Here is a 26,434-nt window from a genome sequence, read left to right as displayed (position 1 = left end):
ATCGAGCACATGATCCTTCCCGTGTACGTCCCCGACTGGCAAATAGGCGATGGTGACATCGAACACCCCTACATTGGCATGGTGCTGAGTCACGTGCTGCAGTTCCGGACAGACACCGGGGATCCGCAGATGCACTACGGCAGCTTTGGCCGGGAAACCACAGTCAAAGGGGTTGCCGTGCATCTGGCCGATCAGGCCTCGCACGTGGAGGGAGCCTTCCCCACTGCCATCAGCTGTGATGAATTCGCGTTGTACTGGGATGCGCCGGTGTTGACCGAGGGACCGGTAACCCTGACCGGAATCATTGATGCCACCGATTACGGAACGGTGCCTGATGGCTTCCCGGAAGTGTTCGGGGTAGTGGACTCCATGGAACTGGCGACCCTGCTCTATGCCAACGAAGACGGTGGCGGAGTGAACTGGGCGCCAGCCCCAGGCCACGATCAGCAGTTCCGGCCCATCAGCAGCTATCCCCGGTACGTTCCTGGGGCTGGCGAGGCAGGGGCCGGCACCGGATCGTCCCCACATCTTGTGACAACAGGTGTGGTGCTGCATCTGGATATCAGTGCCATGGAGCCAGAGCCAGCAGCGGATACAACTGACGCCACACAAGCCGACGCGGCGGGTGGGTCCATCATGACGATCCGACTCTTCCCCGACTATGCCGACACTGTCCTTTGGCTACATGGCCCGGTCACGTACGCCGATGCGAAGCTCTCCCCTGCTCTCGTTGCAGACATGGAGGCGTGGGAAGGCTCCTACTATGCCTCTCTTGACGGCAATCAGGCATGGAAGTCCCGCAGCGGGGCCGCACAGTTCACAGCCACGGGTAGCGAACTAGCGCAGCGGCTTGCCAAAGAACTAGGTGACGGCTTCGTGGTGGAATTCCACTCTTACGAGCCCGGTTCCTCCCGCCAACTCTTCCGCTCGGAGCAACACAGCCGGAACCCCGCGGCCGCTGAAGCATTCCGCGCAATGGTGGCCGCTGAGCAAGAACTGAAGGCGCGCCTCGAGGCCGATCAGGGCGGCGGCGTGGGGTGGTTCGCATACGGGCCGCTTTCCGGTGCCGTGATTGACCCGAACCAGCACTATCCAGGACATCAGCTAAACCCTGTCCAACAGGAAAACCCCGAAACAGGACTCTAAGCGCGGCTGGTAGCACTCAGCAACTCAGCACTTTATTTATACGCACGCCGCGCCCGAGCAAGCTGCGGTGCTTTCACTGTGCCGCAGTCTGGTGGGCCGCCAGCTGCGTATAAGTTAAGTGGACTTTGTTTATACGCAAGACGCACACGCTACCGATGCGTATAACCCGTGGAAATCCGCGACCCTACGGATCCCACGAACCCGGAAAATCAGCCCAGGCGGCTAAGCCTTGGGCTGGACCATGGTGACGGGTGTGGTGTCGGGGCCAACATCACCCTGCAAACGGCGCAGGACGGCGCGCGGGACAAAGTCAGCAATGTCCCCGCCGAGTGTGTGGACTTCCTTGATCAGGGTGGAGGACAGGTGCAGGTAGCGGCTATCCCCCGGCAAGAACACCGTCTCCACTCCGGAGAGTTGGCGGTTCATGGTTGCCATAGGCAATTCGTAGTCAAAATCAGAGGACGAGCGCAGACCCTTCACAATGGCAGAGACGCCCCTGGCGTGACAGTAATCGGAGAGCAGCCCCTCACCCATGGGTTCAACAACAATCCCGGACAAGGCCGAGAAGGTGTTGCGAGCCATCTCCAAGCGCTCATTGAGCGAGAACCGGTACTTTTTCGCATAGTTGGTGGAGACCGCAACTATTACCTCGTCAAAAAGGGACGACGCGCGGGCAATCACCTCAATGTGTCCCTTGTGAATGGGGTCAAAGGATCCGGGGCATACAGCGCGTCGCATACTCACGAATCTAGCCCAGATCCGCTCCAGCAGCCAATGATTTCGCCGTGTCTCTAGCATTCCGTGGCGTACTGGCCGGTAACAGAATTCTCGGACGTACCCCCTGCTCGGTTCGTCGAAATTCACACTCCCCGGAACCACTGTGCCCGGCACTGGCGCAGGCCTGGCCAAGGGCATGGCCACAGGGCCTGGCCGCAGGGCGGGGCGGTCCCACTAGGGTGTGGGACGCCGTCGCCGGTAACGTGGTCACGGTAGACATCAGCAATCCTGAGGAGCATCATGAGCACGCCCTGGCACCGCACCGCACGAGGAGCCAACCTTTTGGGCCCGGACGGCTCCCTCGGAGTGACCATTTTTGAGGAGATCACCTCCCTCGCCAACCACCACGGCGCCATCAACTTGGGTCAGGGTTTCCCTGATGAGGACGGCCCGGCGGAGCTGAGCCGCATCGCCCAGGATGCCATCGCCTCTGGCAAAAACCAGTACGCGCCTGGCAAGGGAATTCTGGATCTGCGCCAGGCCGTGGCCGAGCATCAGGACCGTTTCTACGGCATCACCCTCGATCCGGAGACTGAAGTCATCATCTCCACCGGCGCCACCGAGGCTATTGCTGCTGCCGTCCTGGCGCTGACCGGCCCGGGCGATGAGGTCCTCACCTTTGAGCCGTTCTACGATTCCTACGGCGCCATGATTGGCCTCTCTGGCGCCAAGCACACCACGGCTGCACTGCTGGCTCCGGATTTCATGCCGGATCTGGCCACGCTGGAAAACAGCTTCAGCCCGCGCACCAAAATGGTCATCCTGAACAATCCGCATAACCCCACCGGCGCCATGTTCCCCGTGGAGGTGCTCAGTGAGGTGGTTCGGCTCGCCATCAAGTACGACGCCGTCATCCTCACCGATGAGGTCTATGAGCACCTGACGTTCGGTCCCCGGCACATACCCGTGGCCACGCTGCCGGGTGCGGCTGAGCGAACGCTCACCATCTCCTCCGCCGGCAAGACCTTCTCCTTCACCGGATGGAAGATCGGCTGGCTTTCCGGCCCGGCGGAACTCGTCGCGGCAGCCCGCACCGTCAAGCAATTTCTGAGCTACTCCTCCGGCACACCCTTCCAAGGTGCCATCGCCGCCGGACTCCGCATGGAGGACAGCTTTTTCACTGACGCCGCCGCGACGCTGGCCCACAAACGCGACATCCTCGCCGAGGGTCTGCGCGCCGCCGGGCTCGACGTCTACCTGCCCCAAGGCACGTATTTCATCAACGCCGATACGCAAAAACTGGGCATTACCGATGCCACCGCATTGGCCCGCCGCCTCCCGGAGCTCATTGGCGTTGCCGCCATCCCCGTCCCGGTCTTCTGCCACCCCGAAGGCGCCAAACGCACCCGCTCCCTGCTGCGGTTCGCCTTCTGCAAACAAGTTCCGCTGCTGGAACAGGCCGCCGAACGTCTCGCCACCCTCAAGGACAAGATTTAATGGCCACGCCCAGCCGTTTCCTGCGCACCAGCGGCGTCCACGCCACGATCGAAGCCGATCCTTGGCACAACAACGCCTTTGTCATGAGCATTGACGGCGCAGAGCAATCGCACGTGAACCTGGCCGCACCGCAGGAAGTGTTCTACGAATACCTGCGCCGCATCGCCAACGCCATTGACCTGGTGAAGCCGGCCGGGGAACCCATCACGGCTCTGCACTTGGGCGCTGGTGCACTGACGCTGGCCCGCTACATCCAGGCCACCCGGCCAGGATCCGTCCAGCATGCCGTGGAGTTGGAACGTGAGCTGCTGGACTTTGTCCTCGAGCAGCTGCCGCTACCGGCCGGCACCGATCTGAGCAGCCACGTGGGTGATGCCCGTGAAGAGCTGGCTGCCCTGCCCGCAGGCCTGATGTTCGACGTCGTTGTGCTGGACATTTTCAGCGGCCCGGACGCGCCTGCTCACCTCGCCTGCGAAGACTTTTACCGCGAGGCGGCGGCAGTGCTGACGCCGGAAGGAATTCTGGCCGTCAACGTTGGAGACGAGCCCGGTTTCACGCTGGTCACCAGCCAGACCAAGGCACTCCAGGAAGCCATGCCCAGCGTGGCCGCTTATGGCACAACCATGCTATTTAGCCGCCGCTACCCCGGAAACATCATCCTGTTGGGCAAAAACAGCCCGTGGTCACAAGGGTGGACTCAAGCGCTGGTGGCGGCAGGCCCGCATCCGGCAACTGTGATGAGTGGCGTGGAACTGGACGAACTGACCAACTAGCCCCACCCCACTACAAACGCTCGATCAGCGATTGGGGTGTTTTCCCAAACCCTCGATCACCGATTGGGGTGTTTTCCCAAACCCTCGATCAGCGATTGGGGTGCTTTCCTGAACGCTCGATCACATGCTGGGTGGCTCTTGCAGGAGGCGGCGTCACTTCAGGGCCCAGGCGCACTCCATTTCTGTGACGCCTTGTTCATTCGCCATCCCTGACAGCTTGACTCCGATCAGAAGCCACCCGTCACGCTGCAAGAGCGGTGCGTCCTTTTGCTCAAACATCGCTCCGCCGTCGGGTGCTTCAGTCGCCGTCACGGGAGAATTCTTGGCAGGCGCAGCCCACAGATCCACCAGGCCGGGTGACGATTCGTTCCATCGCGGCCCCGGGCAAAGTCCACCCCATGCCGCCACCGGCGCCGTTTGTACCGGCCACTTGTCTTGGCCTTCTGAATGAACGGTGATGGTGCGCTTCTTGAGACCGGTGCCCGGATCGGAGCACGGAATGGCGTCATCGAGACCAGGAATTCGTTGGTATTCGGTCAACGCGATCCCACCATCTGAGATCACCACGGATTCCACGTAGGTGCTGCACCTGCCGGTTTGGGCTACGGGATATTTCATTTGTAGCGCATCCGGCCCCTCGGCGAGCCACACATACCAGAGCCCCTCCGAGCCCATGCTCTGCGCACGGTTAATACGAGCCACAGCATCATCGTCCCCGTCACCATCAACGTCACCGTAGACCACGTCCCCCAGCGAATAAGTGATGGGCACACCGTCACCGTCAGAGCTTGCCTCCCCGTTAACCAGCTTCACCTCAACGGGCAGATCGAAGCCGCCGAACGAATACAGCCACGCGGAGTTGGCCAGATCCACCGCCCGAATATCAACCGTGCTTGGGTGCGGGGCTGTTGATGGCTCAGTAGTTGGTGGTGCCGCACCACCGGGCGCGTTGGTTGCCGGATCAGTGACCACGGGGGCGAGTGCGGCTTCATCCACTGCAGCGCCTTCGGAGGCTCCTTGCTCTCCCCCGGCACCTGGTGGATCTGATGCACCGCCACTGCAGGCCGTCAGCGCGGAAAACGCCATGGCTCCGAGGGTTATTGAGAGTGACAGCGTCCGGATGCGCATGATTCCAGCCTTAGGCTCGGCAAGAGTGCAGTGCCCTGAACGTACGGCACCCACTGTGGGCTGTCAACGGTGGGTTTTCAACTCGTCACCACGGGGACAAACGTAGCTTCTGGCGACGATGAGAGCACCGTCGCATGGCCCGTATTCCCAGTCCGTGGGCGCTGGCCCCCTTGTTTACGCGCTAGTCCACTAGTTTCACGCGCTAATCCAGCAGCTTAGCCACACTCGCGGCTGAGAATTCCACTGGTCCGCCCGAGGCGATCGAGGCATAGGCGGCCTCCGCCAGCGCAACGGCCATGACGCCGTCGTACGGGCTAACTCGAGATGGCGCCGCGGTACTGCACGCCTGTGCGAACTCGGCAATCTGTAAGGTGTAAGGGCTGCTCGCCGGTGACTGCTCGGGCAACTGGCCACCCACTGGAGCCGAACCGCCACCGTCCGCAGGGCCACCGTCCGTAGCGGCGCCGAGATCTGCTGCGAGCGGGAGCGGAAAACGCCACATTCCGGCGTCGCCTTCCACGGCAATTGAGGTATGGAACGGCATGTTGTCCGGGCCCCACTCCCCCCGCAGGAAACTGACGGCACCGCTTTCATGGGTCAAGAACACTTTGGCAGTGACGGGCCGCGGAACCACGCCGTCTACTGTGGACGGGGCCTGCAGGGCCTCCACTTGGATGACGTCTCCAGCCAGCCACAGGGCCTGATCGAGATCGTGAATCATCTGATCCCGGATGATGCCACCGGCCGCCTCCTCGTCAAAGAACCAGGACCCCGCCGCCGGAGCCGCACTGGCACGGCTCAGACGCAGTACCTGGGGCGACCCCAACAAGCCCTGCTCAAGCTGCGCCTTGGCAGCAACATATTCGGGGAAAAAGCGCACCACATGGGCGGGGAAGAGCCGCACCCCGGCGGACTTGGCCGCGTTGGCAATCTCGGCTGCCCGGGCAGTGGTTTCAGCGAGCGGCTTTTCACACATCACGTCCTTGCCGGCGGCGATGGCCGCCATAGCGTATTCGTGATGTGTGGTGGTGGGAGTGAGGATGCTGACTAGATCGCAATCCGCCAGCAGCGCATCCAACGATTCAGCCTCAGCGACGCCGAACTCCTGCACCAGATGAGCTGCGCCGGAGCGCGAATAAACGCTCACGTGCGCGCCCAGCTGCTGCCACCCCGCAATGTGGACGCCTGCAATGCCGCCGGCACCAATGAGGCCCACTCGAAGTTGCTCCACAAAAGATCCTTACTACCCGGCAAACATGCGATTTCCCTCCACCCTATGCGGGATGCTGGAGGAACTCGGGCAGCGCCTCAACAAAGACGGTTTGCGGCGATTCAAGGTACATGACCAGTACCCGCTCCCCCACCAGAAAGCTGCTGATTCCGTCATAGGGGTGGGCCGGATACGCCGACGTTCCGCCCCTCACCTCAATCATGACCTCGCCCAACGTGCCAGGCCCGATCGCCCCGGAGACCCTGCCAATTTTCCCCGTCAAGCTCCTGTCCTGATCACGGCGCACGCGGCGGCTCCTTTGTCTTGGCTGCGCTGACTGTCTTGGCTGCATTGACATCCTTCAGGGCTGTGGTCAATGCCGGCAGGTAGTTGCCCACCTGCGCCAGGATCCCGCCCACCATATTGTTGATTCCCTCACCGCCGTTGAGCACCGTCAGCTGGCCAACATGAGCGAACGGTTCAGCCGCCGCTGCCACAATCGCCGGCATGTTTTCAGCCAGCTGCTGGCTGATGACCGCTTCTTGATTAGTCCCCAAAGCTTCGGCACGCGCCTTGATGCCCTCGGCTTCAGCTAGGGCCTTGGCCTTAATGGCCGACGCCGCAGCCTCCCCACGCGCTTTCGTCGCCGCCGCCTCGGCCTCGCCGGTGACGCGGGTTGCGCCGGCAGTGGCCGCCGCCGCCGTCGCATTTGCCTGCGCTTCAAGCTCAGTCTTCCTGGCCCGGGCCTCGGCCGCACTGATATCGGCCGCTTTTTGGGCCTCGGCCTCGGTCCGCTGGGCATAGGCCTTGGCGTCGGCCGGCTTCCTGACGGAGGTTTGCAGCTTCTGCTCCTCGCGGTCAGCCTCGAGTTTTGCGACCTCGGTTTCCTGGACCACCACTTGCTGGCGTGCTGTGGCGTCCGCCAATGGACCGGCCTGTGCGGCGTTGGCCTTGGCCGTTTCGGCATTGGCTTGGGCGGCCGACTGCTTGATGGCAGAGATACTTTGGGCATCGGCAATCAACCATGCGGCTTCTGCTTCTTTTTCTGCCGCCTCACGGTTACGGGTGGCCTCGGCAATACGCGCCTCCATCACCACCTGGGCGATGTGCGGTTTGGCAAGGTTTTGAATGTACCCGGTGGGATCCTCAAGATCCTTGATCTGCAAGGAATCCACCACGAGGCCAAGCTTTTCCATTTCGGTCCCACTGGCACTGCGCACCTGCGAGGCCAACTTATCGCGCTCCCGGATAATCTCTTCCACCGTCATGGAACCGATGATCGAGCGCAAGTGTCCCTCGAAAACGTTGTACACCTGACTTTCCATCTTGGCCTGCTGACCTAGGAAACGGCGCGCGGCGTTAGCGATGAACGGCGTCGAATCCCCAATCTTGAAGATGACGACCCCCTGGACCACCACCTGGATCCCTTGGGAGGTGACGCAGTTGACCTGCAATTCCGTCTCGTTCAGGGTCAGGGACAGCGGCCTGACAGTTTGCAGGCCGGGGATCACAAAAGCACCCTTGCCCGTGACGATGCGGAAGTCCATGCCATCAGTGGTAGCAGCAGAGGGGCGCCCGCGGCTGAAACCTGAAATGATCAGCGCCTCATTGGGCTCGGCAACCTGCCACATCATTTTCACGCCGCCACGAATGAGTAACACAAGAACCACCAGAGCAACTATCCCGACGATCAGCGGGATGAACGCGATGAGGTATTGCATGACCCCAATCCTTTCAAAGGAAGAATGGTCGCAACGGTTCACCTGTTCCCCCGTCATGGGGCGATCTCACGGCCTGAATATGTAATTGTGGGTCCGACTGCTGCGTAAGCACCTTCCTGAGGGTGCCTCCACCATCCAAAGTACTCGCTATTTCTTAGTGCCGGCAGTGTGCGCAGGGCGGGTATGCACAGAGCAGGTATTGCCAGGATGAACGGCAGTCAGGAGTGTTGACTCAGTCAGCAGCCGGCTCGGCGAACCAGAGGCGGGTCTCCCCGTACTTCTTCTCGGCAAACCCGTCCAAACCAGCGGGCCAGGTGGGTTCGGGGGTGCGCGCTGAACGCTCCACCACCACCACGGCGAAGGGACTCAGCCGCTGAGCCAGCAGTCCCAACACGAGTGACAGCTCTTCCTCGGTCAGCGGGTAGGGCGGATCCATGAAGACCAGATCCCACTGGTCAACGCCGGCGCCCACCACTCGTTCAAGGAACGATTCCACTTTGGAACGCTGCACCGTGACAACTTTGCTACCAAGGACCTTATTGACCAGTTCGGCATTGCGCTGGCATACGGCTGCGGCTTTGTCATTGAACTCGACCAGTTCAACGGATTTTGCCCCTCGGCTGGCACTTTCCACACCCAGCGATCCGGAACCCGCATACAGGTCCAGTACCCGCGTGTCGGCGAGCATGTTCATGGATTCCAGCCGAGAAAACAACGCTTCCTTGACTCGGTCAGTGGTGGGACGGGTCCCGTCTCCCGGCACCGATACCAGCGTGGTGCCTCCGGCTGCTCCGGCAACAATCCGGGTCATGCCCGCGCTCCAAACGCCAGAGCCTGCACAGCGCCAGAACTCGCAGCCACGCTGTTGACAGCCGTGCTGTTAACACCTGCGGTGCTGCTAGCCATGGTCTTCTTAGCCACGTTCAAGGAAAGCCTCATTCTGTTCGGTCAAGTACATCTCAATTTCCAGCTTCAGGGCCGGGTGGAATTCCAATTCAGGATCCACGGCGACAATCTCTGTGGCGTCCTGCCGGGCCCTGCCAATCAGCGCCTCGTCGCGCACCACGCTGAGCATCCGCAAACCACTCACGCCGCCTGACTGCCGAGCACCCAGAATGTCGCCTTCTCGGCGCATTTCCAAATCCTCCTGAGCCAACACAAACCCATCAATGGTGGCGGCCACCGCATCCAGGCGCTTGCGGCTGGGATGGCCAGGTTCCAATCCCGTCACCAACAAGCAGGTTCCAGCGTGCCCACCCCGCCCAATGCGTCCTCGGAGCTGGTGCAACTGTGACATGCCAAAGCGATCGGCATCCAAGATCACCATGAGCGTGGCGTTGTGCACATCCACACCCACCTCAATCACCGTGGTGGCCACTAAGACATCAATGGCTCCATCCGTAAAGGCCGCCATGGTCTCCTGTTTGTCGGCAGAGTCCATGCGCCCGTGCAGCGTGGCAATACGCAGCCCGGCCAGCGCCGGAACTGTTCGCAAGTACTCCACGGTCTCCAACACCCCGGCCATGGGGCGGGCGTCAGCCTTATCCGTGGGAACATCTTCGGCATCGGGAGCATCACCGATCTTGGGACAAACCACATAGACCTGGTGTCCGGCGTCGACCTCTTCACGAGTACGGGCCCACACGCGCGATTCCCAAGAGGGGTGCTCCGCCAAAGGAGCCACGTGGGTCAGGATGGGTGTGCGCCCGGCCGGCAGCTCCGTCAACTCGGAGACTTCCAGATCACCAAAGACCGTCATGGCCACGGTGCGCGGAATGGGCGTGGCCGTCATGACCAGCAGGTGCGGGGGCTTGAGTGCTTTGGCGCGGAGGACATCGCGCTGCTCCACACCAAAGCGGTGCTGTTCATCGACAACAATGAGCCCAAGATCGGCAAACTGCACATTATCGGATAAAAGCGCATGCGTGCCAATAACAATGCCGGCCGCACCGGAAGCGGCCGCCAGCAGCGCTTTCTTCTTAGCCGCTACGGGCATGGAACCGGTCAGCAAGGTCACCTGTGTGGCGGACGAACCACCCAACAAGGCACCCTCCCCCAAGGAACCCAAGAGGGCAGAAATGGAGCGCAGATGCTGGGCGGCCAGCACCTCGGTGGGGGCCAGGAAGGCTGCCTGCCCACCGGCGTCGATCACTTGAAGCATGGCACGCAAGGCAATGACCGTCTTGCCGGAACCCACCTCGCCCTGTAGGAGCCGGTGCATGGGGTGACCCTGGGCAACCTCGGAGGCGATCAACGCACCAATGTCCGCCTGACCGGCGGTGAGTGTGTAGGGCAGCTTGGCGTCAAAGGCGTCCAGCAGCCCACCTTGGACAGGGGGCCGGCCGGTGGCGTCCTGCTTCATGGCCACCAAACGGCGTTGCGCCAAGGCAGTCTGGAGCGCCAAAGCCTCCTGATAACGGAAGCGTTTGCGGGCTCGCGGCCAGGACTCCATGTCCGTAGGGGTGTGGATCTCGTCATAGGCCAGCGCCAACGGCATGAGTTTCTCACGCGCGGCAATGTGTTTGGGGACGGGATCTGGCACTTTGGTCAGATCCAGCGCCGGCAGGAGTGCCTTGATGACATCCGCAGTTTTCCAGCTGGGAAACTTCAACGTGGCCGGATAAACCGGAATGGGCCTCGCGGCCTGAAGTTCGGCTTCATGCTCGGCCAGTTCGTCGTCCGGCAACAGGACATAGCCGGGGTTGGTCAGCACCTGATGGCCACCGTAGTACCCCACCTTGCCGGAGAACAGGGCCAACACTCCTTCTTGGAGTTCCTTTTTGGCCGTGAAGCCATTGAAAAAGCTGATGGCCAACTGGGACGCGCGCCCGGAATTATCAGTGATCACAATATCGGTGATGGTGCCCTTGCGCGTGTGCATGAAGCGGGTGTGCGCGGCCACCACTTTGGCCAAGATGGTGACGTCCTCGCCCAGTTCCAGTTGGTTCAGATCGGTTAGATCGCCGCGGGCCAGATAACGGCGCGGGAACTGGTGCAGCATCTGCCCCGCTGTGGTGATCCCGAGATTTTTTTCCACCACAGTAGCCGTGGCTTTGCCCAGCAGCCGGGAGATATTCAAGGCAAGATCTGAGTAGCCTTGATCCGGGTTGGGAAATCTGGGGGCCGGGTCAGATGAGCTCATGGGCGTCCTTCGCCGCGGTGGCGGACAGCGCTGAAATGCTCACGTTGCTGGGATCACCCACAGCCCTGATGGCTTCAAGGGCCAGGGTTGCTGCGGGAACATGAACATGCACCCTCCAGGGGTACGCGCCGGTGGGGTCAGCGTGTTCGGAGACGGCACTCATGATGACGGAATCGCCCATGCCGTCGAGCTGCAAGCGCAAACCGGCGGCTGCCAACGGGGTCAGGGTGATGGTGCACATGACCTCAACACCTTCTTGTTCCGGCATGGTCAAGGCAATATTGGGATCTTGCACCTTGTAACCGGACAGGCCATCCATCAGATCTTCTTGGAGGGGTTCACCGACGATGACAGATCGCAGGCAGTCCAGAATGAGCAACAGGCCCACACCGCCAGCATCCACCACATGTGCCTCACTCAAGACGCCCAGCTGGGATTCGGTCAGCACCACGGCTTCGCGGGCGGCACAGACGGCAGCCTCAATGGTTTCTGCCAGCGCCTGGTTTGACTCATCGCCATTGAACACTGATTCCACGGACGCGGCGCCCCGGGCTGCAGCCTCCAACACGGAGAGAATGGTGCCGGCCATGGGTTCGCTCAAGGCGCTCCAGGCCCGCAATTGTGCGCGGTGCAGCGAGGCGGCCAAAAGGGGTCCGCTGAGGCGCTGGGCGTCAGCGAGTGGCTCGGCCATGGCTGCAAGCGATACGGCGAACAGCGTTCCAGAGTTGCCCCGGGCCTGTTCCATGGCCGCGCGTCCTGCGGTAGCCATGGTGACGCCGACATCGGAGGGCTCTAATTCCGCCAACGCCTGCGCGGCAGCGCGAACTGTCAAGTATAAGTTGGTGCCCGTGTCTGCGTCCGCCACCGGGTAGATGTTGATGGCGTTGAGCCTGTCGCTGTGGTTTGCCAACGTTTGTTCGGCCATGGCCAGCCAGCGGCGGACTACGGGTGCAGTTGCGGTGATCTTAGACTGCAAAATGGTCCCATCCCAGGGCGCCTGAAACGACGCCTTCAAAATTCTGTCCGTCAATGGTCACAGCCGCAACAGCCGCCTCCATTGACACTATTGAGCCTATCCCAATGAACCCCTCGGGGAGGGTGCGGCCTGCCGGGAATGTGGATAACAGTCCATGATCTTCCCCGCCCGTCAGTACCCAGGTGAGCGGGTTTTTTCCAAGTACGACGGCGGTTTCCTCCAGTTCGCGGGCCATGCCGGCGAGCACGGCGGAATCCAGATTCACGGACACTTTACTGGCACCGGAAATCCGGGTGGCATCCCGCAAGAGACCATCAGAAATGTCCATCATGGCGGTGGCACCGGCGCGCGCTGCAGCCGGCCCGGCGGTCAGCGGCGGAACCGGGCGGGCAAACAGTGCCGCGGCGCGAGCCATGGCCGGGGTGAACTCGGCGGCGGCAACGGTGCTCTCATACAGTGCCCAGCCCGCGGCCGAGAAGCCCATGTTTCCGCAGACGGCAAGCTGGTCGCCCGCACGGGCTCCGCTGCGGAGCACCGGCTCAAGCCCCTCCAGCGAACCCGTCACGGCAACGGTGACCACAATCTCGCTGCCGCCGGAGAGGTCCCCGCCTGCCACCGAACACTGGGGTGCCCCGAGCGCAACGATGGCGGCACTCAGGCCGTTGGCAAAGTCCTCAACCCAGGCGACCGGCGTCGTACCTGGGAGGGTGAGGCTGACAACCATGGCGGTGGCAACGGCACCCATGGCATTGATGTCGCTGAGGTTTTGTGCGGCGGCCTTCCATCCGACGTCGTATCCTGCGGACACACTGCCGTTGGGCCACAGGAGGCGGAAATCCTTGTCCTGAACCTGCGTGTCGATGGAGATGACCGTGCGACCGTCCGGTGCGGAGATGATGGCGGAATCGTCCCCGGGCCCCAGCAAAGTGGTGGTGCCGGCGTGCAGGCGCGGGAAGATCCGGGCCAGGAGCTCGGATTCGGAGAGTTGGTCCACGGTGAGGGTCATTCTTTAACCGTAGCGGAGGGGGTAGGACATTCTGGGCGCCACCCTCAGCAGCCAGCCGCCCTACCTTTTGAGGATCATAATGATGCGTGGAAGTCTTGACCCGCCGTGATGCAAGGAGGAACGTCTGTTGTATCCACGCTCAGTGAGGCCTGTCCAGACCACGGCGTGGCGAAGGAGGCAGTACCGCCATGGCCAGAACCAACTCCCGGTATGGATGGATCCCAGACCTGCCGGATCAGCGTGACTTTCAGTTCGCGGCACCCGTGGCCGTGCAGGCGAGCCTGCCGCCGTCCGTGGACCTGCGGCCTGCGTGCCCTCCCGTTTACGATCAGGGACAGCTCGGCTCTTGCACGGGAAACGGCATTGCAGGGGTGCTGCAGTTTATGGCCATGAAGGAGGGCCAGGCAGACACTTCCACCCCCTCGCGGCTGTTCATCTACTACAACGAGAGGGTCATCGAAGGCACAGTGGACTCGGACTCAGGCGCCCAGATCCGTGACGGAATCAAGTCCGTGGCCAGCATCGGCGCCTGCGACGAAACCCTGTGGCCCTACACCATCACCAAGTTCGCCAAAAAACCGTTGGCCAAGTGCTACACCGCTGCCAAAAAAAACCGCGCGATCAGCTACTCTCGCGTCAGCCAGTCGTTGAGCACCATGAAGGGCGCCCTGGCCTCCGGATTCCCCGTGGTGTTCGGCTTCACCGTCTACGACAGTTTTGAAAGTGCCGACGTCGCCAGAACGGGCGTGGTCCCCATGCCGGCAACCAGCGAGAGCGTCCTGGGCGGGCACTGCGTGGTGGCCGTCGGCTATGACGATGCCAGCCAGAGCTTCACCATCCGCAACTCCTGGGGCACCGGATGGGGCATGGCCGGGTACGCCACCATGCCCTACGGGTACCTGCTGGACCGTTCCTTGGCCAGCGATTTCTGGTGCGTGCGCTCGACGTCGTAAAAGTCACCGAAAGTCCGCACCGCCCTGACAAAAAGTTGTGGTGGTGCGGCGGTGGCCCCGGAAGCCCAGGTCTGGGAAGCTAATGTCAATGACAATTCAGCAGCACTACCTTCAGGCCTACGATCAGCAACTGCGCACCGACGCCGAGACTCCCAGCGCACGGGATGTGACCCTGTTGGGCCCTTTGCGGCTGGTGACGTTCGACGGCGGTCGCGGCTTCATCACGTACCAAAACCTTGTGGGGGTGGGCGCCCGGGAGATGGCTCCCCTGGTGGCAAGCGCCTTGGCGCATTTTTGCAACAATCCGCTCATCACCGACGTCGAATGGAAGACCCGCGGCCACGACCGCGCGCCCGGCCTGCACGAGGCGCTCGTGGGCAGCGGCTTCACGCCCGATGACACCGAATCCATCATGATTGGCCCACTCGAGGCCCTGTGCCACGACGTTCCTATGCCCGGCGGCACCACCCTCCGCACGGTGATCTCCGACGCCGATGTGCGTGCCATGAGCGCCATGGTTGATGCTGCTTTTGGTGATCCTGCCGGTCCCCGCACGGCTAACGCCCTGATTGCACGGCTGGCGCGCAACGACGGCATGGAACTCTGGGTGGCAGAAATGGACGGCAGGATGGTCAGCGCCGGCCGGCTCGAGCCGGTTCCCAACACAGACTTTGTCGGTATTTGGGGCGGCGCCACTCTCCAGGAGTACCGGGGCCGCGGGATCTACCGGGCCCTGACGGCTGCACGGGCCCGTTCGGCACTTGCTATGGGCAGGAAACTGGTCCACAGCGACTCCACTGAATTCTCCCGCCCCATCCTTGAACGCTCCGGCCTGGTCAAGGTCTCCACCACCACGCCCTACAACTGGAAGCGCTGAGCGGCACCATGACGAAGGCACCAGAGCGTTACGCCATGAACTTCGACTGGGTGTGGGGGCCTGACAATCCTTACCTGGACAAGGTTGCCAGCCTCGCCATGAATCTCCGGGGAGCTGACCCGGAGAAACTCGAGGCATTGCTTGAGCGGTGGCTAGCCGGACTGGAATACGACGCCGAACACGGCCACTATTTCCACGGCGGCTTCAGCGTGGAGGTCCAGGACCGTGGGAACGGCACGGCGCAGATCGTCTTTACGTCAGGTGGACAGGACGTGGCGGAGTCGCTGGGCTACGCCGTGGATGAATTCTACGAGCAAGTGCTCCAACACCTCACCACGGCCTCCGTGACATGGACCGAACAGCCGCTGGAACCCTAACTGCAGGGCGCTACGTCAGGCGCACCACAGCTCGATTTACCCGAGCCAGCCTCAGTACCTGCAGCAGCCGGGGCATCGCAGGAGCCTGCCAGATCCGTGGAGCAAACACCGGTTTCGGGCAGATCCAGTTCAACGGCATCGGCCGCGGCACGGTCACCGGCAAGGGCCGCCGCAATGGAGCGGACCTGCTCGTAGCCGGTGGCCATGAGGAAGGTTGGTGCCCGGCCGTAGCTCTTCATGCCCGCGATGTAGAAGTTGGGCTCCGGATGCGCCAGCTCGCGTGCACCGTGGGCAGAGACGGTGCCGCAGCTGTGGAACTCGGGATCGATGAGCGGGCCAAGTGCGCGCGGCGCCTCCACAATAGGATCCAGGTCCAGGCGCAGTTCGGCCAGGATTGAGAGGTCCGGGCGGAATCCTGTGGCCGGAACCACCACGTCCACGGCAAGGCTGCGGCCATCTGCGAGCGCCAAACGCACTCCGGCAGCACCGGCATCCGGCGACAGGGACGTAAGCGCAACATTCTCAACAATCGAGATGTCGCCGTTCTCCACGAATCGGCGCAGGCGCGTGCCGAGCTGGCCGCGGGCCGGCAGTTCATCGGCCGCGCCACCGCCGTAGAGCCGGACCGGGTTGGCGGTACCGCGCAGTCCCCACAGAATGGTGGTTGCTGGATGCTGTTGGCGCAGCCGGCCCAGCGCCAGGAGCGTGTTGGCTGCGGAGTGCCCGGCACCCAGAACCAGGACCGTGCAACCGGCGAACCGTTCCGCCGAGGAACCCAGCACATCGGGCAGCGGCGGGCTCACTAATCCCAAGGACCGTGCGGCAGCCTCACCGATGGCCTCGATCCCGGAGCGGCCCACCGGGTTGGAACCACCCCATGTTCCCGAGGCATCAATGACGGCACGCGCCAGGACATCCACGGTCTCATCCCCCACCAGGGAACGCACCAAGAATAGGGAAGATTCCCGGCCTGCTGAACGCGTCAGGTCCACTCCGGCACCGTTTGGAAGCACCCGTGTGATGGCCGTAACCCGGTGGCCGTAGCGAACCACGGCCGCCACAGCAGGGTGTGCGGCCAGCGGTGCCAGGTATTCGGACACCATCTCGGCACCGGTGGGCAGCTTGGTCGCCCGCGGCGCCACCCACTCCCCCGCATAGCCGGCGGTAGGCGTTTCCAACAGCCGCCGGGAGGCAGCATCAATGTTGTACTGCCACGAGGAGAACAGCTTGATGTGCCCCCACGCGGACATGGCGGCGCCAGCGGACGGCCCAGCCTCGAGCACAACAACGTCCTGCCCGCGTTCCAACAAATGTGCGGCGGCGGCAAGCCCAATGGGCCCGGCTCCAATGACAGCAACAGGGTATAGCGAATTCACAACAGTCTCCTCCAAAATGGTTACGCAGCGCCGGGCAGTAGCGAGTTAATCAGGTCCTCAACACGCAAACGGATCTGGTCGCGAATGGGCCGCACGGCCTCAACTCCCTGCCCGGCCGGGTCAGCCAGCTCCCAATCCTCGTAGCGCTTCCCGGGGAACACGGGGCAGCTATCGCCACAGCCCATAGTGATAACGACGTCGGACATCTCCACTGCCGCCGTGGACAGCACCTTCGGGACCTCTGCGGACATGTCAATGCCCACTTCCCGCATGGCCGCCACGGCGGCGGGGTTGATCGAATCGGCAGGGGCGGACCCGGCAGAGCGGACGTCAATCTGCCCGGCGGAGAGGTTGCTCAGGAAGGCGGCTGCCATCTGGGAACGGCCGGCGTTGTGGACACAGACGAACAGGACGGAGGGCTTGGCGATGTTCATAGGGTGAGCCTTTCTGCAGTGCGGGTGGTGAAGAATTTGCGGCTCCAGAGGGCCACGTAGACCAGGGCGATGAGCAGCGGCACCTCGATCAACGGGCCCACCACACCTGCGAGCGCCTGCCCACTGGTGACACCGAAGGTGGCGATGGCCACGGCAATGGCGAGCTCAAAGTTGTTGCTCGCGGCGGTGAAGGCGAGGGTGGCGGTGCGTGCGTAACCCATCTTCAGAACGAAGCCGATGGCCATGGAGGCGAAGAACACCACGAGGAAGTAGACCAGCAGCGGCAACGCAATCCGCACCACTGACAGCGGATGGGCAATGATGGCGTCACCCTGCAACGCGAACAGCAGCACAATGGTGAACAGCAAGCCATACAGCGCCCACGGCCCAATGCGCGGCAGGAATCTGGATTCGTACCAGTCACGGCCGCGTGCCCGCTCACCCAGGGTGCGGCTCAGCCAGCCAGCCACCAGAGGGATGCCCAGGAACACGACTACCGAGACCGTGATGGTCCAGAACGAGAAGTCGGCGCTGGTGGTGGGCAGTCCCAGCAGGGCAGGGAGCCATTGCAGGTAGAACCAGCCCAGCGCGCCAAAGGCGACTACCTGGAACACGGAGTTGATGGCGACCAGCACAGCCGCAGCCTCACGGTCGCCGCACGCAAGATCGTTCCAAATGAACACCATGGCGATGCAGCGCGCCAGCCCCACGATGATCAGACCGGTGCGGTATTCGGGCAGGTCCGCCAGGAATATCCACGCGAGCACAAACATGAACGCCGGCGCCAGGACCCAGTTGATCACCAGCGAGGTCACCATGAGTTTTTTATCGCCCAACACCCGCCCGGCCTCTTTGTAGCGGACCTTGGCCAGGACCGGATACATCATCACCAGAAGTCCGACGGCGATGGGTGCCGACACTCCCGCCACCTGAAGGGTTCCCATCGCCTCACCCAAGTGCGGTATGAGCCGTCCCAGACCGAGTCCCAGTGCCATGGCGGCGAGGATCCAGACGGCGAGGAAGCGGTCCAGGGTGGAAAGTTTGGCCGTCAGTTGCCCTGTTTCCTGGGGTGTGGCGGTGGTTGTCACGGCAAATACTCTCCAATTTGAGACATCGACGGTTTTCGATGTTTCGAGTATGGTTGAATATATCGACAGTTGTCAATCTCCCCTCCGGGAGCAGAATGAAGGCGAGGCCAGGCGATGTCCACGACGCTTGTTACTGATATCCCTGCGGTTCTGGGCACCCAGGCTGACGCGCCATGCTGCGTCTCCGCTCCGGCCGCGGGCGCTCTTGAGGCCGAGGAGGCCGCGGCGCTGGCCGCCCGCTTCAAGGCACTGGCAGATCCCAACCGCCTGCGCATCCTTTCCATGATTGCCGCCGATCCCGCGGCAGAGACGTGCGTCTGTGACATCACCGAGCCGCTGGACCTGGGGCAGCCCACGGTCTCTCACCACCTGAAGATCCTGGTGGAGGCTGGCCTGCTCACCCGTGACAAGCGGGGCGTGTGGGCGTACTACTCACTGGTACCCGGCGCGCTCGAGTCTCTGGCCGCCACACTTACCCCGAAGGTATGAGCATGACTTCAACAGCCGCGAAGCCCGCCGTCTTGTTTGTCTGCGTCAAGAATGGCGGCAAGTCTCAAATGGCTGCCGGCCTCATGAAGCTTGAAAGCGACGACGGCGTCACCGTCACCTCGGCGGGCACTGTTCCCGGCAAGGCCGTCAACCAGCTCTCTGCCGAGGTCCTGCTGGAGCTAGGCGTCGACATCAGCGCGGAGCGGCCTACGCTCCTGACGGAGGATGCGATGCGGAAGGCGGGGCTCGTCGTCGTACTGGGCACTGAAGCGAAGGTTCCAGCCGTGGACGGCGTGAGCGTGGAGGTGTGGGAAACGGATGAGCCCAGCCAACGCGGCATCGAGGGCCGCGAACGCATGGAGCTGGTTCGCGACGACATCCACGCCCGCGTGAAGGAGCTCACGCAGCGGCTGCACGGCGAGCGTTAGAAGTTCCGGGGCGCACCGGGAGAGTTGTCGATGTGTACCGTCTCAGAAGACGTTGAGAGTCACAGTCTCAGTCACTCGTTTGCACAACTGGCCAGAAGGGGAGGCCCCTGAGCGGGGCTCCTGGTCGAAAAGTTGAAAGAGCGGTCCTCCCGCGCGCCGCATCAGGGCATCGGGGCATCGGGCATGAATTCTCCAGAATTACTGGACCTGGCAAGAGTCCATCGACTTGTTTGGCCACCGCTTGTTCTGAGAGGGATACCCAATTCGACTTAATAGGTCTATTGACCTAAATTAATTTTATGACAGACAATTTGCAGCACTCCCCTACCGGCCCAATCCTCATTGTCGGTGGCTACGGGACCGTGGGCAGCGCTCTCGCCCGGCTTTGCGCACCCACCTGGCCGCTGCTGCTCACCGGGCGGAACCCATCGAAAGGGCAAGAGCTTGCATCGGGGCTTGGAGCTTCTGTCCATCGCTGGGATTTGAACGACCCGGAACCGTTCTCCGCCGCGCCCAGGGCCGTCGTCAGCACCGTCAATGACCCCGAAGATCGTGTCCTCCGTGCAGCCGTAGGCGCAGGCATTCCCTACGTGGACGTCACCCGATGGACGAGTCGGATGATGCGGGCGGCCACTTTGGCAACCCAGCTCCAGCCGAGTGCTCCCGTTCTTCTGTCTTCAGGATGGATGGGCGGCATTGTGAATATAGTGGCAGCTTCACTAAGTCATGAGCTTGGCGGTGCGGAGAGTGTTGAAGTCGCGATCAGGTATGACGTCAATGACCGGGCCGGGGTCGACTCTGTAGACTTCATCGACCGCCTGGGGCAGGACTATGAGGTGCGACGTGGCGGGACACTGGCAACGGTAAGTCCCCTCTCTGACGCCAGTTGGGTGGACATCGGCGGGCACCGCACCAAGGTGGCCCGGTTGGATACGCCTGAGCAGGTCACACTTCCCATTACCTTGGGCATAGGGTCGGCGACCACCAAAATTGGGTTCAGCTCCAACTCATCAACCACTGCCTTGCTCGCTGCCAAAACCTTGGGCTTCTTTCGCTGGGGGCGCGGCGAACGCTGGACGGGCCTGCGGCGTTCGCTTCTCTATTCCTCCGGACAGGGTGGGAGCGCCATCATCCGCATTGACGCGCAAGGTCCCGGAGGAGCCCGCTCGGTCGTCATCACGGACCCCGCCGGCCAGGCCCATCTAACGGCCCTGGGTGGATATCTTGGACTCCAGCAAGTCCTGGACAGCGGGGCTACTGCGGGAGTGGGTTTCCCAGAATCCCGAACAGACATAGCCAGCGGCCTGGCCGAGCTGGAGTCCCACAACGTTCTGATTGAATCCGTATGACGGGCACCAAGGGCGAGTTGCGACGGGAAGCCCTCCTCGAAGCAGCCGAGCATGTTCTCGTCACGGCGGGTAACGCCAACGCCACGATGCGCAATTTCGCGGCCGCATCCAACGTCCGTATTGGCCACTTGCAGCACTACTTCCCCACTCGCTCGGATCTGATGCAGGCCCTACTGGACCGTGTGCTGCAACGGTCCTTAACCTGGATGCGGGAATCCACGGGCGTCGACCTTGAACGTGACAGCCATGCGCGCATCACGAGGGAGGAAAGTGGCCAGATAGCCTCGTCGCTGATGCAGCAGCAAAATGACCCCACCACAGTGCGGCTGTACGTTGAAATCTGGGCCATGGCCGCATCAGACGATGCAATAGCAGCAGTGCTCCGGGATTTCTACAGCCAATACGCGGAGTACGTCCAGCTCATCGTCAAGCGCGCCCAGCCCGAAATGGAAACTGCCACACAGCAAGCGAGGGCAAACTCCCTTGTTGCCCTTTTCGAAGGAGCGGCCCTCGTGAGCGCCGGCTTCGCAGGGCTACGGTCCCCGGGCACCGACAACGAACTTTTGGGTGCCATCCAACATCTCATTCACGGGCCATGACTAGGGACATTGACACTATGAAACGGAAATGAACTCATGAAAACCCGCAAGCAGAGGGCACGCTGCATCTATCCACAGGATCTTTTACTCCCCAACGTACTGCCGGGTTGCCACTAGGCGTCACAGTCCTGCAAGCCGGTCCATCAACGGTCCAGCTACATCAATCCGCGTGCTTCCGCGGTCGCCGGATTCCCGTATACCCCGTCCGCAAAAATTCCCGCGGGCCTTATATGGGACAAGATTTCCGTTCATATAAGCCCCTTTTTTCTGGCTCCGGCAATCGTTGGGTCGTTGCTCGCCAATACCTGACGAATCCAGTTTGATTGGGCATCGTTTGTGGAAATGAGCGTCGTCGTTTTCATCAACGGCAAAGCAATTGTAGGAAAGTGACGCGAAGTTGAGAATCTCGGTGATCTTGACCTGCGCATCACCGCAGGTCAAGGCGAGTCGCTGAAGACAGGCAGCGTGGGATCCTACAACCTCAACTGGCCCGGCGCGGCGACACCGGCATGCTCAATGAGGCAGCGGCTACCGCTCCTGCATCGGGATGCGCACCCCGCGCTCGGCGGCCACGTCAATGGCGCGCTCGTAGCCGGCATCTGCGTGGCGGATCACACCCATGCCGGGATCGTTGGTCAGCAGGCGTGCCAGCTTCTCCCCCGCCAACGCAGTGCCATCGGCAACAGAAACCTGGCCGGCGTGGATGGAGCGGCCAATTCCCACGCCACCGCCGTGGTGGATGGACACCCAGGTGGCCCCGGAGGCGGTGTTGAGCATGGCATTCAACAGCGGCCAGTCGGCAATGGCATCGGAGCCGTCCTTCATGGATTCGGTCTCACGGTACGGGGAGGCAACGGATCCGGAGTCAAGGTGATCGCGGCCTATGACAATGGGGGCTGAAACGCGTCCGGAAGCCACCAACTCATTGAACAGCACGCCTGCCTTGGCGCGTTCGCCGTAGCCCAGCCAGCAAATACGAGCCGGCAGGCCCTCGAATTCAACGTGTTCCTGGGCCGCATCCAGCCAGCGGTGCAGGTGGGCGTTCTCGGGGAACAGTTCCTTCAGCGCCTCATCAGTGACACGGATGTCCTCGGGATCGCCGGAAAGTGCAACCCAACGGAACGGGCCCAGACCCTCGCAGAACAGGGGGCGGATGTAGGCCGGGACAAAGCCGGGGAACTCGAACGCACGGGAGTAGCCACCCTTGCGGGCTTCGTCGCGGATGGAGTTGCCGTAGTCAAACACCTCGGCGCCGGCGTCCTGGAATTCCACCATGGCTTGAACGTGGCGGGCCATCGCGTTCTGGGACTTCTTGGTGAAACCTTCGGGATCAGCCTCGGATTCGGCAGCCCATTCCTCCACGGAGTATTCGGTGGGCAGGTAGGAGAGCGGATCGTGGGCAGATGTCTGGTCGGTCACGATGTCCACCGTGAATTCGCCCGCCTGGTGCCGGCGCAGGATCTCCGGGAATACCTCAGCAGCATTGCCCACAACACCCACGGACAAGGGCACGCGAGACGCCTTCGCCGCAAGCACACGTTCCAGCGCAGCATCCAACGACGGTGCCAGCTCGTCCAGGTAGCGCTTGCCCACGCGGCGCAACAGGCGTTCCTCGGAAACGTCAACGATCAGGCAGGCACCGCCATTCAGGGTGACGGCTAGTGGCTGAGCCCCGCCCATGCCGCCGCAGCCACCGGTCAGGGTCAGCGTGCCGGCCATGGTGCCGCCGAAGCGCTTTTCAGCAATGGCGGCAAACGTCTCAAAGGTGCCCTGCAGAATCCCTTGGGTGCCGATGTAAATCCATGAGCCGGCCGTCATCTGGCCGTACATCATGAGGCCCTCAGCCTCGAGCTTGCGGAATTCGGGCCACGTGGCCCAGTCCCCCACCAGGTTCGAGTTGGCCAGCAGCACCCGCGGCGCCCACACGTTGGTCCGGAAAACACCCACGGGTTTGCCCGACTGCACCAGCAGGGTCTCGTCAGCCTCGAGCGTCTTCAGCGTGGCAACAATGGCGTCATAGGCCTCCCAGGAGCGGGCTGCGCGGCCGGTTCCGCCGTAGACCACCAGGTCCTCGGGGCGCTCGGCAACCTCGGGGTCCAGATTGTTCATGAGCATGCGCAGGGGCGCCTCGGTTTGCCAGGACTTGGCGGAGAGTTCGGTGCCGCGGGCTGCGCGAATGGTGCGGGAGGGGTCATGCATCGTCGCCATGATTGCGTCCTTCGTGTGTGGTCCGAGCTCGCAGCCAGCGGCCGGAGAATGTGTCTATGTATCCATCAAAGCCCCGCCGTGCCCGCATTCCTAGGGGTCCGTTAGCGGGGCTGTCTGTGATCCAAGACAATGCGGAAGTACGACGGCGGGACGTCGGGTAACTGCCTCCCCTCACCATTGTCGGGGCCACGCCCTGGCCTACCGACTCCGGAAAAATCACTCGAATGCCTCTTCCGCCGCTCACCGATGCCGGGCACGGGGCGTGGCGTCGCGAACCAAGCACGGCTGTTCGCCGCGGACAGAGCCTGCCACCAAACATGCGTGACTCTTTTATCATTTTTGCTGAATGGGAAACACCCCAAACCCCGCTCGAGTGGGAGCCACACTCATATCCCCTCCACGAGCTGGTGTGGGCGCGCGGCGGAACCCTGACCACGGGCGTTGGCGACCGAATCTTTACCTTGTCGGAGGAAGAAGGCTTGTGGCTGCCCGCCGGGCGGCTCGCTGGTCCACACCCGCATGAGTTTAGCCAGGACCGTGTCGGCATGTCCGGCGCCATCCGGCGAGAGCTGCCCATAGAGCATCCCCTCCAGATCCGCCTTCTTTTCCCCCTTAGGCTGCTGCGCGGAGCGCATTGGCGGACGACGGCGGGGAGCCAAGTCTGGGGCCGTTGCCGGCTGCGGGGATGAAGACTGCGGGATCAAGGTTGGCGCTGATGGCCACCAGAGAGCGCCCCTCTCAGGATGCTCCATGGCCAGCATGAGGCCAATGATCGCGCCGTCACTATAGCCAATCACATGCACCGATCCAGGCCCTGGGCCTCAGGAAAGGCGAGGGTGTCGGCAATGCCGCGGGCGTAGCTGTAGTCGGCGTCAATGTCAGCCGAACGCCCATGGCCGGACCGCTCAAAGGCGCAGACCTGGCAATCCTCCGCCAACGCATCGGACTGTCCATGCAGCTACTCCAGGGAACAGAAACCGCCATGGAGCAACAGCACGGGATCTCCCGCACCAGCCACTTCCGAATACAGTTCTTCCCCGTTTATACTCAGGTATGTCATGGGATCCCACCGTCTTTCCAAGATTTGTGAGGCAAGACCGGTGGAATCCAACGTCCCCAGCGCGTTGTCCACGCAAACGAATGATGACACCCCCGGGCACCGGCAAGCACCTACCAGCGGGGCAGGATGAAGGACTGCCCACGAGAGCCATGGCACGGATCCTCCCAGCTTGAACGGATAAGCTGGTGACATGCCTCTGATTTCCCGCTCCTGGCGGACCGCTGCGCCTTTTGCCGCCGTCGCACTGCTCATCCTGACAGCCTGCTCACCTGTAGTAACCATCAATGAGGCAGCCGATGCCAACAATCCGGCCTGCGCGCCCATGATGGTTGCGCTGCCCGATTCCCTGGCAGACACCAAGCGCCGCAGCACCTCCAGCCAAGCAACCGCGGCCTGGGGAGATCCGGCGGTAGCGCTGTTGCGCTGTGGCGTTCAGGCACCCGGACCTACCACTGATCGATGCGTGACCGTCAATGGCGTGGACTGGGTCATCAAGGAAAACGGCACATCCTGGACATTCACCACGTACGGGCGCAAGCCCGCCACTGAACTAATTCTTGAACAAAACAAGATTCCCTCTGACACGGCTCTCACCCAAATCTCAGCGGCCGCAGCAAAGATTCCCTCCACCGGCGGGTGCATCGGGATCGGCGACGTACCCACCGCCACCAAATAACAGCCAGCTCCGGGCACTGCGAACAGGCCCCGGATAAAAAGTAGGGTCGGGCCTGATGGCCCGACCCTACTTTTTTGGCGCTATTGCGGAACTACAGCAATTACCCCAGCCCGTTCTTTTCCATGTACAAGGCGAGTGAGTCTGAGCCGAGGGCATCAGCAACACCCGAGATGGCGGCGTCGTCCTTGATCACAATGGACTGGCCATCGGCGCTGGTCCCCGTCCCCAAGTTGGGGAGCGTGAAGGACAGGACGTTGGAGCCGCGGACATCGCGCAGGCTCACACCCAGGCTGGCCATGGCGGCCGCGTCCAGGCCCTCGTCGACGGAGACATAGGGAGATACCTGGCTCACCAAATCGCTGATCTTGGCGGGGTTGGTCAGGGTGGCCGGCGTCAGTGCGGTGTTCATGACCGATTTCAAGAACAGCTGCTGGTTACGCACGCGCTGGTAGTCGCCGTCACTGAAGGCATAGCGCTCACGAACAAATGCCAGCGCCTGATCGCCGTTCATGCGCTGAGGGCCGGCCGCAAATGTGAACCCCTCGCTGCCCGATGAGGTGAAGGCGATGGGAACATTGACCTCCACCCCGCCGAGAGCATCGGTGATGGCTTTGAAGCCCTCAAAATCGACAATGGCAACGTGGTCCAGCCGGGCGTTGAACATACCCTCAAGGGTTTGCACCACCAGCGGAACACCACCAAAGGCCATGGCGGCGTTAATCTTGGCCTGACCATGTCCGGGAATATCCACCCAGGTGTCACGCATGATGGACATCATGACAATGTTTTTGCGATCGCCCGGGATATGGACCCACATCATGGTGTCGGAGCGCTGATCAGAAGCCGCACCTTCATTGGCCATGTCCACGGAATCCCCGCGGCTATCGCTTCCCAAGACCAGGATGTTTTGCGCTTTCGCCGCCGCACCCTCCTTGGTAGGGCGGGTGGACTCTTCGGGGAAGGCATTGGCGATTTTCTGCGTCTGGCCGTTGAAGCTATTGGCCAAGTTAATAACGTAGGCTCCGCTCACAATGGCTGCAACCAAGAAGATTCCAAGGAAGACAAAGAGAACGTTGCGCCGGGTTTTCCGGCGCGTGCGCGGACGCACGTCCGTCTGAGTTTCATCCATCATGGATGCCATCTTGCCACGCGCAGCCGCGTCGACCCGCCCACACCGCAGCATCCACACCGTACCTGGGACCAT

General features: G+C 62.3%; 27 protein-coding genes. 11 read left to right on the top strand and 16 right to left on the bottom strand.

Annotated features, from left to right (window positions below; genetic code table 11):
• Window positions 1-9 precede the first annotated feature (9 nt).
• Window positions 10-1,146 (top strand): hypothetical protein, encoded by a 1,137-nt coding sequence (locus tag CXQ93_RS06185; protein ID WP_146073174.1) that lies wholly within the window; start codon window positions 10-12, stop codon window positions 1,144-1,146.
• 222 nt (window positions 1,147-1,368) lie between these two features.
• Here the strand turns inward: CXQ93_RS06185 and coaD are convergent, their stop codons facing one another.
• On the bottom strand, window positions 1,369-1,884 hold the full coding sequence (gene coaD / locus CXQ93_RS06180) for a pantetheine-phosphate adenylyltransferase (protein WP_062287521.1): 516 nt from the start codon (window positions 1,882-1,884) through the stop codon (window positions 1,369-1,371).
• A gap of 279 nt (window positions 1,885-2,163) precedes the next feature.
• Between coaD and CXQ93_RS06175 the strand changes: the two genes are divergently transcribed.
• Together CXQ93_RS06175 and CXQ93_RS06170 are read left to right on the top strand one after the other, a co-directional pair.
• The gene (locus CXQ93_RS06175; RefSeq protein WP_104109547.1) at window positions 2,164-3,360 is read left to right on the top strand and encodes an aminotransferase class I/II-fold pyridoxal phosphate-dependent enzyme; all 1,197 of its coding nucleotides are present in this window, start codon (window positions 2,164-2,166) and stop codon (window positions 3,358-3,360) included.
• Complete coding sequence (locus CXQ93_RS06170; RefSeq protein ID WP_181036067.1) at window positions 3,360-4,133, top strand: spermidine synthase; 774 nt, start codon at window positions 3,360-3,362, stop codon at window positions 4,131-4,133. Before CXQ93_RS06175 ends, CXQ93_RS06170 begins: the two co-directional genes overlap by 1 nt.
• A gap of 153 nt (window positions 4,134-4,286) precedes the next feature.
• Here CXQ93_RS06170 and CXQ93_RS06165 read toward each other — a convergent pair whose 3' ends face one another.
• The 8 genes from CXQ93_RS06165 to thiL form a co-directional block, all read right to left on the bottom strand.
• Window positions 4,287-5,261, bottom strand: coding sequence for a hypothetical protein (locus CXQ93_RS06165; protein WP_104109546.1), 975 nt, complete (start codon window positions 5,259-5,261; stop codon window positions 4,287-4,289).
• 202 nt (window positions 5,262-5,463) lie between these two features.
• Window positions 5,464-6,492: a Gfo/Idh/MocA family protein gene (locus CXQ93_RS06160; protein ID WP_104109545.1), complete on the bottom strand. Its 1,029-nt coding sequence runs from the start codon at window positions 6,490-6,492 to the stop codon at window positions 5,464-5,466.
• Window positions 6,493-6,535: 43 nt separating this feature from the next.
• Window positions 6,536-6,778, bottom strand: a complete 243-nt coding sequence (locus CXQ93_RS06155; protein WP_104109544.1) for a hypothetical protein — start codon at window positions 6,776-6,778, stop codon at window positions 6,536-6,538.
• The gene (locus tag CXQ93_RS06150) at window positions 6,768-8,192 is read right to left on the bottom strand and encodes a flotillin family protein (RefSeq protein ID WP_104109543.1); all 1,425 of its coding nucleotides are present in this window, start codon (window positions 8,190-8,192) and stop codon (window positions 6,768-6,770) included. The genes CXQ93_RS06155 and CXQ93_RS06150 overlap by 11 nt, the downstream gene beginning before the upstream one ends.
• Before the next feature lie 232 nt (window positions 8,193-8,424).
• Window positions 8,425-9,003, bottom strand: a complete 579-nt coding sequence (gene rsmD, locus CXQ93_RS06145) for a 16S rRNA (guanine(966)-N(2))-methyltransferase RsmD (RefSeq protein ID WP_062287507.1) — start codon at window positions 9,001-9,003, stop codon at window positions 8,425-8,427.
• Window positions 9,004-9,105: 102 nt separating this feature from the next.
• Complete coding sequence (locus CXQ93_RS06140) at window positions 9,106-11,334, bottom strand: ATP-dependent DNA helicase RecG (RefSeq protein WP_062287504.1); 2,229 nt, start codon at window positions 11,332-11,334, stop codon at window positions 9,106-9,108.
• Window positions 11,321-12,310 (bottom strand): DAK2 domain-containing protein, encoded by a 990-nt coding sequence (locus CXQ93_RS06135; RefSeq protein WP_237760012.1) that lies wholly within the window; start codon window positions 12,308-12,310, stop codon window positions 11,321-11,323. Before CXQ93_RS06135 ends, CXQ93_RS06140 begins: the two co-directional genes overlap by 14 nt.
• Complete coding sequence (gene thiL, locus CXQ93_RS06130; RefSeq protein WP_062287501.1) at window positions 12,300-13,316, bottom strand: thiamine-phosphate kinase; 1,017 nt, start codon at window positions 13,314-13,316, stop codon at window positions 12,300-12,302. Before thiL ends, CXQ93_RS06135 begins: the two co-directional genes overlap by 11 nt.
• Window positions 13,317-13,504: 188 nt before the next feature.
• On the opposite strand from thiL, the gene CXQ93_RS06125 reads away from it, so the two are divergent.
• The 3 genes from CXQ93_RS06125 (at window position 13,505) to CXQ93_RS06115 (ending at window position 15,523) form a co-directional block, all read left to right on the top strand.
• Complete coding sequence (locus tag CXQ93_RS06125) at window positions 13,505-14,269, top strand: C1 family peptidase (protein ID WP_062287497.1); 765 nt, start codon at window positions 13,505-13,507, stop codon at window positions 14,267-14,269.
• Window positions 14,270-14,351: 82 nt separating this feature from the next.
• Window positions 14,352-15,146, top strand: coding sequence for a GNAT family N-acetyltransferase (locus CXQ93_RS06120; protein ID WP_062287494.1), 795 nt, complete (start codon window positions 14,352-14,354; stop codon window positions 15,144-15,146).
• Window positions 15,147-15,154: 8 nt separating this feature from the next.
• The gene (locus CXQ93_RS06115; protein ID WP_062287491.1) at window positions 15,155-15,523 is read left to right on the top strand and encodes a hypothetical protein; all 369 of its coding nucleotides are present in this window, start codon (window positions 15,155-15,157) and stop codon (window positions 15,521-15,523) included.
• Here the strand turns inward: CXQ93_RS06115 and CXQ93_RS06110 are convergent.
• The 3 genes from CXQ93_RS06110 to arsB are packed head-to-tail and all read right to left on the bottom strand — an operon-like array spanning window position 15,520 to window position 18,421.
• The gene (locus CXQ93_RS06110; RefSeq protein WP_062287489.1) at window positions 15,520-16,899 is read right to left on the bottom strand and encodes an FAD-dependent oxidoreductase; all 1,380 of its coding nucleotides are present in this window, start codon (window positions 16,897-16,899) and stop codon (window positions 15,520-15,522) included. The genes CXQ93_RS06115 and CXQ93_RS06110 overlap by 4 nt on opposite strands.
• 20 nt (window positions 16,900-16,919) lie before the next feature.
• The gene (locus CXQ93_RS06105) at window positions 16,920-17,333 is read right to left on the bottom strand and encodes an arsenate reductase ArsC (protein ID WP_062287486.1); all 414 of its coding nucleotides are present in this window, start codon (window positions 17,331-17,333) and stop codon (window positions 16,920-16,922) included.
• A complete protein-coding gene (arsB, locus tag CXQ93_RS06100) occupies window positions 17,330-18,421 on the bottom strand; it encodes an ACR3 family arsenite efflux transporter (RefSeq protein ID WP_062287483.1) in 1,092 nt (363 codons plus the stop codon). The genes CXQ93_RS06105 and arsB overlap by 4 nt, the downstream gene beginning before the upstream one ends.
• Window positions 18,422-18,535: 114 nt before the next feature.
• Between arsB and CXQ93_RS06095 the strand changes: the two genes are divergently transcribed.
• The 4 genes from CXQ93_RS06095 to CXQ93_RS06080 all read left to right on the top strand — a co-directional run bounded on the left by CXQ93_RS06095 (window position 18,536) and on the right by CXQ93_RS06080 (window position 21,286).
• A complete protein-coding gene (locus tag CXQ93_RS06095; RefSeq protein WP_062287480.1) occupies window positions 18,536-18,910 on the top strand; it encodes a metalloregulator ArsR/SmtB family transcription factor in 375 nt (124 codons plus the stop codon).
• A gap of 2 nt (window positions 18,911-18,912) precedes the next feature.
• Window positions 18,913-19,338 (top strand): low molecular weight phosphatase family protein, encoded by a 426-nt coding sequence (locus CXQ93_RS06090; protein WP_062287477.1) that lies wholly within the window; start codon window positions 18,913-18,915, stop codon window positions 19,336-19,338.
• Window positions 19,339-19,637: 299 nt separating this feature from the next.
• A complete protein-coding gene (locus CXQ93_RS06085) occupies window positions 19,638-20,687 on the top strand; it encodes a saccharopine dehydrogenase (RefSeq protein ID WP_062287474.1) in 1,050 nt (349 codons plus the stop codon).
• Entirely contained in the window at window positions 20,684-21,286 is a 603-nt protein-coding gene (locus tag CXQ93_RS06080) for a TetR/AcrR family transcriptional regulator (protein ID WP_104109542.1), read from the top strand. The genes CXQ93_RS06085 and CXQ93_RS06080 overlap by 4 nt, the downstream gene beginning before the upstream one ends.
• Before the next feature lie 528 nt (window positions 21,287-21,814).
• On the opposite strand, the gene hutU is transcribed toward CXQ93_RS06080, so the two are convergent.
• The 3 genes from hutU to CXQ93_RS20605 form a co-directional block, all read right to left on the bottom strand.
• Entirely contained in the window at window positions 21,815-23,494 is a 1,680-nt protein-coding gene (gene hutU / locus CXQ93_RS06075; protein ID WP_062287468.1) for a urocanate hydratase, read from the bottom strand.
• Window positions 23,495-23,880: 386 nt separating this feature from the next.
• Window positions 23,881-24,291, bottom strand: coding sequence for a hypothetical protein (locus CXQ93_RS06070; protein ID WP_104109541.1), 411 nt, complete (start codon window positions 24,289-24,291; stop codon window positions 23,881-23,883).
• A complete protein-coding gene (locus tag CXQ93_RS20605; protein WP_181036066.1) occupies window positions 24,288-24,431 on the bottom strand; it encodes an alpha/beta fold hydrolase in 144 nt (47 codons plus the stop codon). The genes CXQ93_RS06070 and CXQ93_RS20605 overlap by 4 nt, the downstream gene beginning before the upstream one ends.
• Window positions 24,432-24,744: 313 nt before the next feature.
• On the opposite strand from CXQ93_RS20605, the gene CXQ93_RS06065 reads away from it, so the two are divergent.
• Window positions 24,745-25,230, top strand: coding sequence for a DUF3515 domain-containing protein (locus CXQ93_RS06065; RefSeq protein WP_062287460.1), 486 nt, complete (start codon window positions 24,745-24,747; stop codon window positions 25,228-25,230).
• A gap of 100 nt (window positions 25,231-25,330) precedes the next feature.
• On the opposite strand, the gene CXQ93_RS06060 is transcribed toward CXQ93_RS06065, so the two are convergent.
• Window positions 25,331-26,362: an LCP family protein gene (locus CXQ93_RS06060; RefSeq protein WP_258068633.1), complete on the bottom strand. Its 1,032-nt coding sequence runs from the start codon at window positions 26,360-26,362 to the stop codon at window positions 25,331-25,333.
• Window positions 26,363-26,434: the final 72 nt, after the last annotated feature.

Source organism: Arthrobacter sp. N199823 (genome assembly GCF_002929705.1).
Classification (GTDB): domain Bacteria; phylum Actinomycetota; class Actinomycetes; order Actinomycetales; family Micrococcaceae; genus Specibacter.
This window is presented reverse-complemented; position numbering and strand designations above follow the sequence as displayed.